The 13,584-nt window shown below is 44.7% G+C and carries 12 protein-coding genes and 1 pseudogene; 6 read left to right on the top strand and 7 right to left on the bottom strand.

Features of this window, described 5'->3' with window-relative positions; translation table 11 throughout:
- Positions 1 to 29: 29 nt before the first annotated feature.
- A complete protein-coding gene (locus MAS10914_RS0107725) occupies positions 30 to 668 on the top strand; it encodes a pentapeptide repeat-containing protein (protein ID WP_017315343.1) in 639 nt (212 codons plus the stop codon).
- A gap of 213 nt (positions 669 to 881) precedes the next feature.
- On the opposite strand, the gene MAS10914_RS0107720 is transcribed toward MAS10914_RS0107725, so the two are convergent.
- The 5 genes from MAS10914_RS0107720 to clpS form a co-directional block, all read right to left on the bottom strand.
- Entirely contained in the window at positions 882 to 1,583 is a 702-nt protein-coding gene (locus MAS10914_RS0107720; RefSeq protein WP_017315342.1) for a carbonic anhydrase, read from the bottom strand.
- Between the two features lie 28 nt (positions 1,584 to 1,611).
- The gene (locus tag MAS10914_RS0107715; RefSeq protein ID WP_017315341.1) at positions 1,612 to 1,923 is read right to left on the bottom strand and encodes a P-II family nitrogen regulator; all 312 of its coding nucleotides are present in this window, start codon (positions 1,921 to 1,923) and stop codon (positions 1,612 to 1,614) included.
- Between the two features lie 4 nt (positions 1,924 to 1,927).
- Entirely contained in the window at positions 1,928 to 2,902 is a 975-nt protein-coding gene (locus MAS10914_RS0107710) for a sodium-dependent bicarbonate transport family permease (protein WP_017315340.1), read from the bottom strand.
- 400 nt (positions 2,903 to 3,302) lie between these two features.
- Positions 3,303 to 4,085 carry a CPBP family intramembrane glutamic endopeptidase gene (locus MAS10914_RS0107705; protein ID WP_017315339.1) on the bottom strand — a complete coding sequence of 261 codons (783 nt, stop codon included), beginning with the start codon at positions 4,083 to 4,085 and terminating at the stop codon, positions 3,303 to 3,305.
- Between the two features lie 69 nt (positions 4,086 to 4,154).
- Complete coding sequence (gene clpS / locus MAS10914_RS0107700; RefSeq protein WP_017315338.1) at positions 4,155 to 4,436, bottom strand: ATP-dependent Clp protease adapter ClpS; 282 nt, start codon at positions 4,434 to 4,436, stop codon at positions 4,155 to 4,157.
- Positions 4,437 to 4,717: 281 nt separating this feature from the next.
- Here clpS and MAS10914_RS0107695 point away from each other — a divergent pair, with 281 nt between their 5' ends.
- Positions 4,718 to 5,074, top strand: coding sequence for a hypothetical protein (locus MAS10914_RS0107695; protein ID WP_017315337.1), 357 nt, complete (start codon positions 4,718 to 4,720; stop codon positions 5,072 to 5,074).
- Positions 5,075 to 5,143: 69 nt separating this feature from the next.
- Here the strand turns inward: MAS10914_RS0107695 and MAS10914_RS0107690 are convergent.
- Together MAS10914_RS0107690 and MAS10914_RS0107685 are read right to left on the bottom strand one after the other, a co-directional pair.
- Positions 5,144 to 5,359 (bottom strand): annotated as a pseudogene (locus MAS10914_RS0107690) (aminotransferase class I/II-fold pyridoxal phosphate-dependent enzyme); the annotation flags it as partial.
- Between the two features lie 441 nt (positions 5,360 to 5,800).
- A complete protein-coding gene (locus tag MAS10914_RS0107685; protein WP_017315335.1) occupies positions 5,801 to 6,007 on the bottom strand; it encodes a hypothetical protein in 207 nt (68 codons plus the stop codon).
- A 707-nt stretch (positions 6,008 to 6,714) separates the two neighbouring features.
- Between MAS10914_RS0107685 and MAS10914_RS0107680 the strand changes: the two genes are divergently transcribed.
- The 4 genes from MAS10914_RS0107680 (at position 6,715) to MAS10914_RS0107665 (ending at position 13,452) form a co-directional block, all read left to right on the top strand.
- Complete coding sequence (locus tag MAS10914_RS0107680) at positions 6,715 to 7,080, top strand: STAS domain-containing protein (protein WP_017315334.1); 366 nt, start codon at positions 6,715 to 6,717, stop codon at positions 7,078 to 7,080.
- Positions 7,081 to 7,180: 100 nt separating this feature from the next.
- Positions 7,181 to 9,943, top strand: a complete 2,763-nt coding sequence (locus tag MAS10914_RS0107675) for a TIGR03936 family radical SAM-associated protein (RefSeq protein ID WP_017315333.1) — start codon at positions 7,181 to 7,183, stop codon at positions 9,941 to 9,943.
- Positions 9,944 to 10,703: 760 nt separating this feature from the next.
- Positions 10,704 to 12,764 (top strand): Rne/Rng family ribonuclease, encoded by a 2,061-nt coding sequence (locus MAS10914_RS0107670; RefSeq protein ID WP_017315332.1) that lies wholly within the window; start codon positions 10,704 to 10,706, stop codon positions 12,762 to 12,764.
- Between the two features lie 7 nt (positions 12,765 to 12,771).
- The gene (locus MAS10914_RS0107665) at positions 12,772 to 13,452 is read left to right on the top strand and encodes a ribonuclease HII (protein WP_017315331.1); all 681 of its coding nucleotides are present in this window, start codon (positions 12,772 to 12,774) and stop codon (positions 13,450 to 13,452) included.
- Positions 13,453 to 13,584 lie beyond the last annotated feature (132 nt).

Here is a 13,584-nt window from a genome sequence, read left to right as displayed (position 1 = left end):
ATGAATTATTTTGATTGTGTTTCAACCATATGAATATTGAAGAAATTCGCTTAGGAAAACTCAAACATCTGCCAGGAGCTTCTTTAGAAGACGAGGATTTATCAAATGCTGATTTAAGTCGCGTCAATCTTGCTGGTGCTCACCTTGTCGGCACAACTTTTACAGGTTCCAAACTCGAAGGTGGACATTTAGAAGGTGCAAATTTGATGGGAGCCAACCTTGTAGAAACCGACTTGCGAGCAAACCTGATGGGAGCAAATTTGATGCAAGCAGATTTGACGAGTGCTGACTTGCGGGGTAGCAATTTGCGTGGCGCTAACTTAATGGGAGCAAGACTGAGTGAAGTGTCGTTTGTAGGTGCTTTTTTGAGTGGTGCCAATTTGATGAATGTCAATTTACAAGGTGTTGATTTTCGAGGTGCTGACTTACGAGGTGCGAATTTGACTGGGGCTAATCTCAAAGGTGCAGACTTGAGTCGCGCAGATTTGCAAGGAGCTTTGTTGAGTGAGACTAATCTAGAAGAAGCCGACTTGCGCTCTGCAAATCTTGCTGGTGCGAATTTGACGGGTGCGAATTTACTATGTGCAGAACTAGAAGGTGCTAATTTAAGTGGCGTGAATTTAGAGCGAGCGTGTTTGGTGGGAACAGTACTTGAGATGGCTTCGTGAGGAGTGGAAAAAGCAAAAGAAGCCTTTTCCACTGTTATAATTTTTGCAGGTGAAGCAGGGAAAAAGTTGTGAGTCTACTGACAGGGTATCGTTACGCGAGCTTTTTTTGACTTTCCAAACATCCTCTTAGGCTGAAATAGCAGATGTTCTCAATCTTCAAGCAATCAATTATCGCATCTGGGTTTGAGAAGATGCGTTGTCATCTGTGTCAAATTAGGTAATGATAGTTACCCTCCCCGTATCCAAGTCATAACGACCTCCCACAATTTTCAATTTGTCGGACTGCAACCGCTCAGTTAAGAGTGGCGAGCGCTTCAACCGTTCAATTTGATAGTACACATTTGCAACCACAGCGTTTTCAACCGCATCACCCGACTGATCCTTGACCTGTTCCACGGCTGGCTTAATTGCCTTAACAAAGCTACCAATCTCACCGAGCAGCGCTTTGTTTTGTACAGCTGCAGTAACTGCCCCACATCGCTCATGACCTAGTACCATTAGCAAAGGAGTATCCAACAAGGCAACCGCATATTCAATACTGCCGATCGCCTCAGGCGTGGCAATATTTCCGGCAATCCGAACATCAAAGATGTCTCCAATGCCATAATCAAAAATAATTTCTGCGGGAACTCGTGAATCGGCACAACTCAAGATGGTTGCAAATGGATGTTGAGCTTGAGCGACTTCCTGCAACCGCCCTTGGGATTGATCAGGATGTTGAGATTGATGCTGAATAAACCGCTGATTTCCCTCCATCAGCTTTTGCAATGCGGCATCAGGACTGAGGGATTGAGGAGATCCAGGGGGCAATTCAGCAGCTTGAACCTGTTCAACTGGAGAAAGTAAATCACTAGCAGTGACCACCAAACCAAATGCCCCTGTAACTCCCAACTTCAAGAAGTCACGACGTTCCATGAAATGCTTCCTTGGGTTCATGATTTTCTCACATCGACGCGACACATTTTACGGAGCGAATCTCCATGACATCCGAGATGTAACAGGTGCCTCCAAACTTATTGAGCAGGGGTCTAATGTTTTCCACAACAGGCTTCATTTGCTCAGGCATACAGAATGCGATAATGTAAACATTATCAAGCATTGTCATGTCTAAATCTTCCGTCGTTCCTCGTAATCCTTTACCAGCAACATTTCGGATCACAACATGACCGTGTACACCTGACTTGTCTAAACTATCTAAAATTTTGCCAAGCTCAAACGAGTTGGCGATAATTTCTATCTTTTTAACCACGTGCATATTATTACCTCCACAACAAGTTAATTCCGTACAAATAGAGCGGAATTCCCACAATAATATTGAACGGAAATGTCACTGCTAGAGCAGTAGAAACATAAAGACTGGGATTCGCTTCCGGAACGGTCATCCGCATAGCTGCTGGGACAGCGATGTAAGAGGCACTGGCACACAGCACAGCAAACAAAAGTGCATCTCCCTTAGGCATACCAATAAATTTGGCAATCAGTAACCCAATGCCTGCATTGAGTATTGGAATTAGTATCGCAAACGAAATGAGGAAAAATCCGGTTTTTTGCAAGTCTTTAATTCTTCGGGCAGCAACCAATCCCATGTCCAGTAAAAAGAACGTAAGAACCCCATAAAACAACCCCTGAGTAAAGGGTTCCAAAACTTGCCAACCGTGTTCTCCAGTCAAGAATCCAATCACCAGGCTACCGACCAGGAGAAAGACTGAACTGTTCAAAAATGCCTCTTGCAACACTTCAGACCAGGCGAAGTCTCGTGGTTTTCCTTGCTCGATAGTAAATAGATTTACCAGAATGAGACCAACAATAATGGCTGGAGATTCCATCAGGGCAAGGGCTGCCACCATGTAGCCATCAAAAGCAATGCCAAGCTCAGTTAAAAAGGCACTCGCCGTGATGAAGGTGACAGCACTGATGGAGCCATAGGTTGCGGCGATCGCGGCAGCATCATAAGTATCTAACTTCAGCTTGAGAATAAAAAAGGTGTAAATTGGGACTAAACACGCCATTAACATGGCTGCAAAGAGTGTCAGAACCACTTCCTGAGTAATTCCACTTTTGATTAGTTCGACTCCCCCCTTAAACCCGATCGCAAACAGCAGATAAAGCGACAGGAGTTTGGGCACAGGTGCAGGAATTTCCAAATCGGACTTGACAAAAACGGCAGTCATCCCCAAGAAGAAAAACAGGACTGGCGGATTCAGGATGTTGGATATGATCAAACTGCCATCCATGTCCATCCCTCCTCGTGCTGATGAAAGTTAAAATTTAAAAAACTTTGCATTGTAAAAAACTTATGCAACCCTTGAATCATGAGTATCGCGTACTGTTACCTCATGTCAATTGGGTGATGATGTATCTCTAGAATTCTTAGGCACCCGAAGATACTGGAAGACGTGAAATGCACCATTATCAACTTGGAGCAGATGTCTATCATCCGGATAGACCGCAGCAAATTAGACTTCTTGAAAAAGTCAATTATCTTTAAAAATAAACCACAGATAAACACAGATGCACACCGATGAATTATCTGTGTTTATCGGTGTGCATCTGTGGTTCTATATAACAAAATATACTTTTGCAAGAGGTCTATTTAGCTCGTAGTTGCGCCCAAGCGCAACTACAAACCCATTTCTAATTCTTAACTGCTCGCCTTCTCATCGACAACGCCAGCACGCTTAAAAGTAATAGACCCATAACCCCTGCTAGTGGATTACGATCAATTCCTGTCATCCACTCGGGCACTTTTTTTGTATACGTAATTAAATCGCCCACGTTAACAATGTAATAACCCCAAATCAAACCCGCGTGGTATCCAATGGGTAAACCAAGCCTTCCCCTACGCCAACGCTTTCCCCATACCTGCGTTAACCCCAATATGACTAAGGCTGGGAATTGAGGTAGTATGTGAATAATCGCTTCTAGCGGCTTAATAAAGTGCAATGCAGCATAAGCGATCGCACTTGCCCAAAGCGCAAGACTTTGGCTGTAATCTCGTTGCAACTCATCCAGCAACCAGCCTCGGAATAATAATTCTTCAGCAAACCCAACGCCCAAGGCAACAATTAAACTCTCTAAAATCAGTTTGAGAAAAAAAACTTTAGGTTGTTGCCACACTAACCAACCTAAGCTACCTTGTAACCCAAACAAAATTAGAACTCCAATAATCCCAATAGCCAAACCGCGCAGCAGTTCTACACCATTGAGTCGCGTCAGTTCTAAGCCATAATGCCGTAGGATCTGGGGTTGATTATAAACGTGGTTGCCCCATAGTCTGAGTAGAATGATAAACTCAACATACAGCAGTACCATTGTCAAGATACTAACTAAGTTGGTATCAGACACAAGTAAATAAATTGGTGCAGCGAAAGGCAACCACAGTATCAACAAAGTAAATATAAATGCTCCCAGCCTCATAGGGGCAGGAGACTGGGACAGATGGAGGAGATTTTTTTTGAACAACGTAATCTATTGCCTAAGACCTTTTTATTCTTCAGGTTCAATTGTGCTAGTCAAACCATGATTTTTCAAGGTTTCGCAATAGAACTCGGCGTGTTCTTGAGCGCAAGTAATGACTAAGGCTAGCCCGTTGGTATGTGCTTCCATCATGATACTAACAGCCTGAGGTTGAGTGAGGTTTGGTACTGTGGTTAGTAGAACCTGCACCACATACTCCATAGGGTTGTACTCGTCATTATGGAGCAAAACGCGATATCGAGGCGCTAGCTTGCGGGATGTTGAACGCTTCTCTATGGTTTCGACAGACACGGTTTTTTGCTCTTTTCTGGCTGAATGACTACAACAGAAATTTTTGTCTAAAAATTGCTTAACACTTATTAACCCATTCTATAGCATACACCTGCAAATATGGGGGTAGTCAAAATTTTTGCTATTTTGGGCTGATGGCTGCACAGGCTTGACGAAAAATTCGCTCTTCAAAATCCAAAATTTACAACGTATAAGCACAAGGTTGCCGCGCCCCTACACCTTATCCCCTTAAAATTGAAGAACCAGTAACAATAGAGTAGTCGCCATTAAACCGCGTGACTATGGAGATGACCCCGGATTTTCAAGCAGGACAAATTGTGTCTTTAGAGCATGGCGACAGAAGGCTGTATGCAGAAGTTATTCAAGTGGTAGTTTCCCGTCAGTTGTGCTGGGTGCGTCCTTTACTGCTGGTCGCCTTCACTCAAGAAACGCCGCTCATAACTGACCTGCGAGATGCTTCTGACCTGCTTTGGTCTGTCAATTTATTTGAACCAGCCTTAGACACAGAAGTCATTAGTTTTTTGAGTCAGGTTTTGGCAAAAGAACCAAAACTTGGATATGCCTCTGTTGCCAAGCAACACCTCAATCAGTTTATTCACGAAATTTGGCAAGCACAAAAAGAAAGTTCTGAGTGCTGAGTACTTAGCACGGTAGCGAATGCCTGTATCCTTCTGCTTACAGAAAGCTACCAATTCCTCAAAAAATTCTCACGTTGCAACTGCCTCAGTAGGATTATTGGGATAGTTTATCCTTAGCAACTTAGCCTTTTGATCTACTTCTTTAGGAATATCGTTTAGGGTAGGCAAAAATTTATTTTCTGCCTTTAGGCGCATGGCATAAGGTTCAGCATCGGTAAAAATTGTAGCTGTACGGTAGACGGAATAACCTATATCTGGTATCAGGGTGTATTCTTCCACTTCAACAAAAGCAAAAAATCTAAGGAACCCTTTAGTACTTCAGTAAGATGGACAAGTATGTATTAAAGGTTTATGAATGATTTCATGTATGAGCTAGATGAGATCAGCAGGTTTTGAATTCTTCAGCTACCCCTTTACCATAGAGGGAATATTAACTCTATTGAGCAAACTGCTTCTCCTGTTTGCAGTCAATCCCATCAAATAGAGTAGGGAGGGTTTTTTATAAGGGTCTAGCAAAGTCTATGACGAGGAATACAAACTCATCCAGATGCGGAAGCACTGTCTTTACCGTTTATGCCTTGCTATGACATATAAAGTTAAGCTTACCAAAAAAATAGTCAGTAGTGATACTGTTATGAGAATTTCTGTTGCTTATCTTGAAGGTGGATTGCTTTAATCTTTACCTTAATTAACTACATTTCAGTAATTAGCCATGATGCCAAGCGTTCAGGAGCAGTAGCCTACACTTGAAACCAACTGAACGCGACCGGCGTCCATTTCTGCCATCAATAGTTCCAAAGCTTCGTAGTCAACATCAGAAATATAACCCATTTCTGTCAGTTCTGAGTTGATTTCATCTTCTATTTCTGGAGTCAACTTTTTAATGTCAAGAGCTTTTTCTACCAATAAGCGAATAGAATATTTTGTTTTCATAAAGATTACACCTGCTATATAAATAGTTATTATCCAGGGTAACATCTGGTATAAAAAGTGATCCAAATATCGCTATAGCAGTGACCAAGATCACAACCATTTGAAAACTTAGCTCACTATCGAGTCAACTGTCCGCCAAGAATGAAGGTTTAAAGAGAAGGTTGTTAGCTTGACACTTACTTAGGCAAAAATCAATTGAAATTTTAGGATAAATAAGGTTTATAAAGAAAACAAGCTATTTATAGCAGAATAAAGGCGTCAGTCGTCAGACTATCCCCTCAGTGTACGCTGCGCGTTAACGCAGTTCCGACCTAGGAGGCACAGAAGTAAAACAGGCGTTATATCTGGCTTTGAGACCGAAGTTTTGTACCTTACTCATCCGCAAACGGCTGTAAGCTAATCGTCATTCATTTTTCCAGGATGATTCGCTTGTAGTAAAGGGTTCAGCCCTAGCTCTATGCAACTTGAATGCTCATTAGCTTATTCTCTGCTTGTGCAGGGGGTTGTGGAGATTATATTTGCTTCACAAGGAAAAAATGTATATTTATACACAAATCACCCAGTGTTTGGGACAATCTTTAAACAGCAATGCTATAGCAATAAAGATTCAGCAAAGAAAACTAAGACGAATGGTCGATGTGAGAGAAAAAAGTTTATGTTCAAATACATCTAACTTTAAAGTTCAATAACTTTAATAGGATGTAACAATGCAAGCAGTACTAGACTATCCAAAAATAACTGTTATTAGTCCTCAAGGCTGCCTAAATGCCAAAAACGCTTTGGAATTTGAAACAAACTTAACAAAAGCGCTAGCACAAGATGGAATTTCTATCTTGCTGGTGAATTTAGAGTATGTAGAATCATTAGACAGTAAAGGTTTGATGGCATTAGTGTCGGCACTCAAACTGGCTCAAAAGCTGGGACGGCGCTTCAGCCTTTGCACGGTTCCACCGTCACTCAAAATTATATTTGAACTTACCCAACTAGATCAGATATTTGAGATATTTCAAGGTCAAGCCGCGTTTGAAGCTGCTTGCCTCTCCACAGAAGACGCAACACTGACCTATGCCTAAAAAAGTTTTCAACTTAAAACGAGTGACTCTCTGGAAACACCTAATCAATGCTAAGGTTGGAGGTGAGTAGCTGTAATTAAGGTAGCTAAAAGATAGCACAGTGGCTGTTGCAGTAGAAAAGTTAATCACATCGGATATTGTAAAGCCAGCTCGTTACTTAGGTAACGAGCTCCTAGCAGTTCATAAGCCTTGGGATAAGGCAGAGATCCGCTGGGTCTTAACATACCCAGAGGTGTATGAAGTGGGCGCATCCAATTTAGGGCACATTATCCTCTATAATATTTTGAATGCCCAGCCGCGCCAGTTATGCGATCGCGCTTACCTACCAGGACCAGACCTAGCAGCAAAACTACGAGCAACACAGACACCGTTGTTTGCCGTAGAGTCAAGGCGATCGCTCTGCAATTTTGACATTTTAGGCTTTAGCCTCAGTTATGAACTCGGAGCAACCAACATTCTAGAAATGTTGGACTTGGCTGGTATTCCCCTAACTTGGCGAGAACGCTTGGAGGCGGAAACAAAGGGAGCAGGGGAAGTAGGGGAAGCAGGGGGAGAAAATACTCCCTCATCTCCCCCATCCTTTTGTTACCCCTTAATTTTTGCGGGGGGACAGACGGCGACATCAAATCCTGAACCTTACGCCGACTTCTTCGACTTCTTTGCCTTAGGAGATGGCGAGGAACTACTGCCAGAAATTGGCTTAGTGTTGGAAGAAGGTAAAAAAGCTTGCCTTAGCCGTAAAGAACTGTTGCTAGACTTAGCGCAGATACCAGGCGTCTATGTTCCCCTGTTTTACGACATGGCAGAGGATGGTTCAGTTCATCCCAATCGTCCAGAAGTCCCAAAACGAATTGTGCGGAGGGTGGCGACCCCAATACCAGCGTATTCTATTGGGCTAGTGCCCTACGTGGAGCCAGTGCATGATCGGCTGAGAATCGAAATTCGTCGCGGTTGTACTCGAGGCTGTCGCTTTTGCCAACCAGGAATGCTCACTCGACCAGCGCGGGATGTGGAACCAGCGGATGTCGTGGAAGCAATAGATTCAGGAATGCGGCAAACCGGTTACAATGAGTTTTCGTTACTCTCCCTGAGCTGTTCTGATTATTTATCCCTGCCGGCAGTGGGGATGGAAATAAAAAATCGGTTAAAGGACGAAAATATTTCCCTTGCTTTACCAAGCCAACGAGTTGACAGATTTGATGAAAATATCGCCAAAATCTTGGGCGGTACGCGCCAAGGAGGACTGACCTTTGCTCCAGAAGCAGGAACCCAACGGATGCGAGATATAGTTAACAAGGGTTTGACAAACGAAGAACTGCTGCGGGGTGTAAAAACAGCTTGGGAACAAGGCTGGGACAAAATTAAACTCTATTTCATGATTGGCTTGCCAGGTGAAACCGATGCCGATGTATTAGGCATTGCGGAAACGGTCAGCTGGTTACAACGGGAGTGTCGGGGAAAAGGCAGAAGACCGCTATCATTTAACTTAACCATTTCTAACTTTACGCCCAAGCCCCATACACCTTTTCAGTGGCACTCGGTTTCCACAACTGAGTTTGAGCGCAAGCAAGAATTACTGCGGCAAGCATTCCGCCGAATCAAAGGAGTAAAGGTGAATTTCACCGATGTCCGCATTTCGGCTATGGAAGATTTTATTGGAAGAGGCGATCGCTCTCTCGCCCCAGTCGTGCGACGTGCTTGGGAATTGGGAGCAGGCATGGATTCTTGGTATGATAATGTCGAAAAGGCATTCTCAGCTTGGGGACAAGCCATTTGCGAAGCTGGCTTAGACTGGAAATACCGTCTAGTTGAGCAGGGTGAGTGGAATTTGTTTGCAACAGGAGTAGGGCAAGTAGGGCAAGTAGAGCAAGTAGGGCAAGTAGAGCAAGTAGGGCAAGTAGGGGGAGACAAGATAATCTCTTCTTCTTCCTCCAATCCCTCGACCCCCCCCTCCCTCGACGCACCTCTACCTTGGGACTACATTGACACTGGCATTGACAAAAAATGGCTCAAGGAAGACTTGCAACGTGCCCTAGAAGCAGCAACTGTACCAGATTGCTCTTTTGAAGGTTGTTCTCACTGTGGTGTCTGCGGCATAGACTTTGGTCATAATGTTGTGATTTCGCCGCCTTCTATCCCAGAATTTGCTGGTGAATTTGCCCCGAATACTACCAAGGCACAACGGCTACGCGTCTGGTTTGGTAAGCAAGGCGGTATGGCTTTGGTAGGACATCTAGATTTGATGCGCTTATTTGATAGAGCCATGCGGCGAGCAGGATTGCCAGTTTCTTTGACTGGTGGCTTTCATCCCACCCCCCGTATTTCCATTGCATATGCCTTGCCTTTAGGAGTGACTAGCAGCGGTGAAATTGTCGATTTTGAGCTAACACAGCTAGTTGATGTGGAAACTTTCCGCCAAAAACTCGCTGATACTCTGCCGTCAGACATTCCTATCTATCAGGTGGAACAGCTGGATTTAAAAGCCAGTTCTGCTAATCAAGTTCTGGAAGCTGCGGAGTATCTGATTACTGTCTCTTGTCTGGAGGAAGCTACACCTGCACAATGGCAAGACTGGATTGACGCTATCAAAGCCAAAGATGAGATTTGGTGGGAACACACAACCAAGTCAGGCAAAACTCAGTTGGTAAATCTGCGCGATCGCTTGTTTGAGTTAGAATTATTTAAGTCACCAAAACGCCCAGAGCATCAGGAATCTACAGTCATCCTGCGTTATGTAGGTAGCTGTCGTCATGACGGGGTGCTGTTGCGTCCCGAACAAATCCTGTTTATGCTAAAAGAAGTAGCAGGTACGGAATTTCATCTGCTGCAAATTCATCGGAATCGGCTAGTTTTGGGAGTTTAATTCCCAGGGGGCAATTTGCTAGTGATTGCCCTTTTGTAGCATATTTTGGGAATTGATTTTTAACAAGGTTGCGTTAGAATGAGATGAAGAGAAATTTTCTGGCGCTGCATTGAGTGAACTGATTCACTACCCTGGTACTCAGGGCGCAAAAGCAAAGGTATTAGAGTGCAACTTCTAGGGTTTTTTATCCCAGACAAACTAAGGCAGATTAAATAACACTCCCTTTCAGCTCGGCTCGTGAATCAGCAATCACCAACAACAAGCTTCGTCGGCTTCTCTGATTCTATGATTTTTAAAACTAATTTGAACGCCCAATCCACAATTAAGTAGTGCCGAGTACCGAGTACCGTAGACGCCCAAAGGGCGGTGAGACAGCGCTATGCAGGAGGGTTTCCCGCTCTCACGGCGACTGCGTTAGGACAGACCCAAAGGGCTTCCCGAAGGGTTTGTTGAGTAAAGCCTCAAGGATGAATCCAGGGGTTAGCAAACTCACAAATCAGGACTCGTAACTCAGGACTCTCCAAGGAGAGGGTATTGCATCAAAAATTAACCACGGACGGGTGATTTAATTGCTTAAATAATATGCAGCCGTTCTGGAAGAATCAGGCGTGTAAACGCAGTCGAGAGCGTAAATAGCTCCCTAGGTTTGAGCGAAGAATCGCAATTTTTACCAGCAGCGCATGGCTGGGCTTGTCGGGGCGAGAGGTATAACAAACCCCCAAGTCTGTTTATGCTGCCAGTTTTTGAGGAAAATAATTGAATGCCAAAACAAATTATCATCGCGGAACAGCATCAAATTGCTGCAGTATTTTCTGAAGACCAAATACAGGAACTTGTTGTAGCCACAGGTCATCACCAAATAGGTGATATCTACTTGGGAGTAGTGGAAAATGTACTACCAGGGATAGATGCGGCTTTTGTGAATATTGGAGATCCAGAACGGAATGGTTTTATTCATGTCACTGACTTAGGACCATTAAAGCTGAGACGCACAGCAGCAGCTATTACAGAATTATTAGCGCCCCAGCAAAAAGTCTTAGTGCAAGTGATGAAGGAGCCAACGGGTACCAAAGGACCAAGGCTCACAGGGAACATCACTTTGCCCGGACGCTATGTAGTATTGATGCCATACGGTCGGGGTGTCAATTTATCACGTCGAATTAAAAGTGAAAGTGAGCGCAACCGTTTGCGGGCGTTAGCGATTTTAATTAAACCAGCAGGAATGGGTTTACTGGTTCGCACTGAAGCAGAGGGCAAACCGGAAGAAGCAATTATCGAAGATTTAGAATCGCTGCAAAGGCAATGGGAAGCGATTCAGCAAGAAGCACAATCAACACGTCCCCCAGCGCTGCTGAATCGAGACGATGATTTTATCCAGCGCGTGCTGCGTGATATGTACGGCGCAGATGTGAATAGGATTGTGGTAGACTCCAGTACTGGTTTGAAGCGGGTGAAGCAGTACTTGCAGAACTGGAGTGGCGGGCAAACACCACAGGGGTTGTTAATCGACCATCACCGCGATCGCACTCCCATTTTAGAGTACTTCCGTATTAATGCTGCAATTAAAGAAGCCCTCAAACCAAGAGTAGACCTACCTTCTGGAGGCTACATCATTATCCAGCCGACAGAAGCATTAACAGTGATAGATGTCAACTCTGGCTCGTTTACGCGCTCGGCAACGGCGAGAGAAACTGTTTTATGGACGAACTGCGAAGCTGCAACAGAAATTGCCCGTCAGTTGCGGTTGCGGAATATTGCAGGGGTAATTGTCGTTGATTTTATTGATATGGAATCGCGGCGTGACCAACTGCATGTTCTAGAACATTTCAACAAAGCACTGAAAGCGGACAAAGCTCGTCCCCAAATTGCCCAACTTACCGAGTTGGGTTTGGTTGAACTTACCCGCAAGCGTCAAGGTCAAAATATTTACGAATTGTTTGGTAAACTTTGCCCAACGTGCGGCGGTTTAGGGCACACTGTCCATTTACCCGGAGAAACAGAAAGCCGACCGCTAGCACCTACAGAATTGCCAGAGCGCTTTGTATCCTCCTTGCCTCATAGGGAACCACGTCTGCCAGTTGCTCGACCGACTGAACAACGAGAAACCTTTGAAGGATATGGGGAAGTATATGAGAGTGACAATGACTTAACTGCCTCAAATTTGGTCAATCATCCCAGCTATCATGAAATTGGCGATAGCAGAAAGCGTCGTACCCGTCGTAGTACTCGCCTAGAGAGGGTGAATGGAGGGAATGGCAAAGATGAGCCAAGGGTTGCAGCTAACTCTCTGGCGTTTCTCCACGAGCCAGACTTGGAAATGGATGATGAGCCAGAACTTGGAGCCGCATCAGCGATACCCGCACCCAGTATTAGCAAACCTTCTTGGGGTGATAGAGCCGAGCGTGGCAAAGTGATGAAGGTAGAGCCAGTCAAGCCAGTGGTAGAACCACCAGAGATTGTGACTGTAGAAATGTCATCCGAGGAACAGGATGTCTACGCCCAGATGGGAGTTTCTCCCTTGGAGAAGTTAGGTCGGGAAGTTAAAAATCCCAAGTCTGTGATTATCAATGTCACCTTGCCTGGGTATAGTCCTGCTACAACGACTGAATCAACCTCAGAATCACCTGCCCCCCAAAGAGCAAGCAGCGTTGTTACAGTCGAGCCACCAAGCGAACCTGAGCTAGAAGTTGCAGCTGATGTACCGGATATTGCTGTGATGACGGATGAAAGTGAAGCTAGCGAAAGCTTAAGCGATAAGCGCCGCCGTCGCCGTCGCTCTTCCTCTGTGGAAACAGGTGAATCCACTGCATCAGAAAGTTAACAAACTTATGATAGAAAAGGAGCAAGCTGTCACTTCTATTGGGTCGCCAGCACTCATGAAACAGATGAGGTGGCTGGAGTTTTCCTCGCTGTCAAACATTCAAGGGCTGATAGCAGGCGTGGATGAAGTGGGGCGAGGATCTTTGTTTGGTCCTGTAGTAGCAGCAGCAGTGATCCTCCCAGATAGGGCTTTGCCAGAACTCATAGCAGCTGAAATTAGAGATAGTAAAAAGCTGTCTAGTTCTCAAAGAGTGCAGTTGCAAGCGCGAATTTGTGCCCTGGCTATAGACTGGAAAATCGGTTTTGCAACACCCGCTGAGATTGACCAGATGAATATTCTCCAAGCAACAATGCTAGCAATGAAGCGGGCTGTTCTCAAGCTAAAGGTGCAGCCTGCTTTGTGTTTAATAGATGGCAATCAGTTAGTAAAAGACTTGCTACTGCCGCAACAAACGATAGTAAAGGGGGATGAGCGCTCTGTTGCTATTGCCGCTGCTAGTATTGTTGCTAAAGTTTGGCGTGACGACCTAATACTTCGCCTCGCCTTAAAGTACCCCCTGTATGACTTGGAACGCAACAAGGGTTATGGCAGTAAGCGACATCTGATGGCACTGCAACAGTACGGACCTTCACCGTTACATCGCCAGTCCTTTCGTCCATGTCAGAATACTGTACTGAGATCCCATTGAGCGTGTTTTTAAACAAGCCAGAGAAAACAAATGTCCCAATTTGGGAAAGAGGTTAGGGGTAAGGATTCTGATGCAAATTTAATTTCTATCTTGGATGTCGCAAGAGGACTCCCGTTACAGGCTTCGCCTTAA

It is taken from the genome of Mastigocladopsis repens PCC 10914 (assembly GCF_000315565.1).
Lineage (GTDB): Bacteria > Cyanobacteriota > Cyanobacteriia > Cyanobacteriales > Nostocaceae > Mastigocladopsis > Mastigocladopsis repens.
The sequence above is the reverse complement of the archived record's forward strand: the minus strand, read 5'-3'. Positions and strand labels throughout refer to the sequence as shown.

Bases quoted from the DNA above. Each gene is read 5' to 3' on its own strand.
- MAS10914_RS0107680 (WP_017315334.1), top strand. From the start codon at position 6,715: ATGCAAGCAGTACTAGACTATCCAAAAATAACTGTTATTAGTCCTCAA.
- MAS10914_RS0107705 (WP_017315339.1), bottom strand. From the start codon at position 4,085: ATGAGGCTGGGAGCATTTATATTTACTTTGTTGATACTGTGGTTGCCT.
- MAS10914_RS0107710 (WP_017315340.1), bottom strand. From the start codon at position 2,902: ATGGATGGCAGTTTGATCATATCCAACATCCTGAATCCGCCAGTCCTG.
- MAS10914_RS0107685 (WP_017315335.1), bottom strand. From the start codon at position 6,007: ATGAAAACAAAATATTCTATTCGCTTATTGGTAGAAAAAGCTCTTGAC.
- MAS10914_RS0107715 (WP_017315341.1), bottom strand. From the start codon at position 1,923: ATGCACGTGGTTAAAAAGATAGAAATTATCGCCAACTCGTTTGAGCTT.
- MAS10914_RS0107695 (WP_017315337.1), top strand. From the start codon at position 4,718: ATGGAGATGACCCCGGATTTTCAAGCAGGACAAATTGTGTCTTTAGAG.
- MAS10914_RS0107725 (WP_017315343.1), top strand. From the start codon at position 30: ATGAATATTGAAGAAATTCGCTTAGGAAAACTCAAACATCTGCCAGGA.
- MAS10914_RS0107665 (WP_017315331.1), top strand. From the start codon at position 12,772: ATGATAGAAAAGGAGCAAGCTGTCACTTCTATTGGGTCGCCAGCACTC.
- MAS10914_RS0107720 (WP_017315342.1), bottom strand. From the start codon at position 1,583: ATGGAACGTCGTGACTTCTTGAAGTTGGGAGTTACAGGGGCATTTGGT.
- MAS10914_RS0107670 (WP_017315332.1), top strand. From the start codon at position 10,704: ATGCCAAAACAAATTATCATCGCGGAACAGCATCAAATTGCTGCAGTA.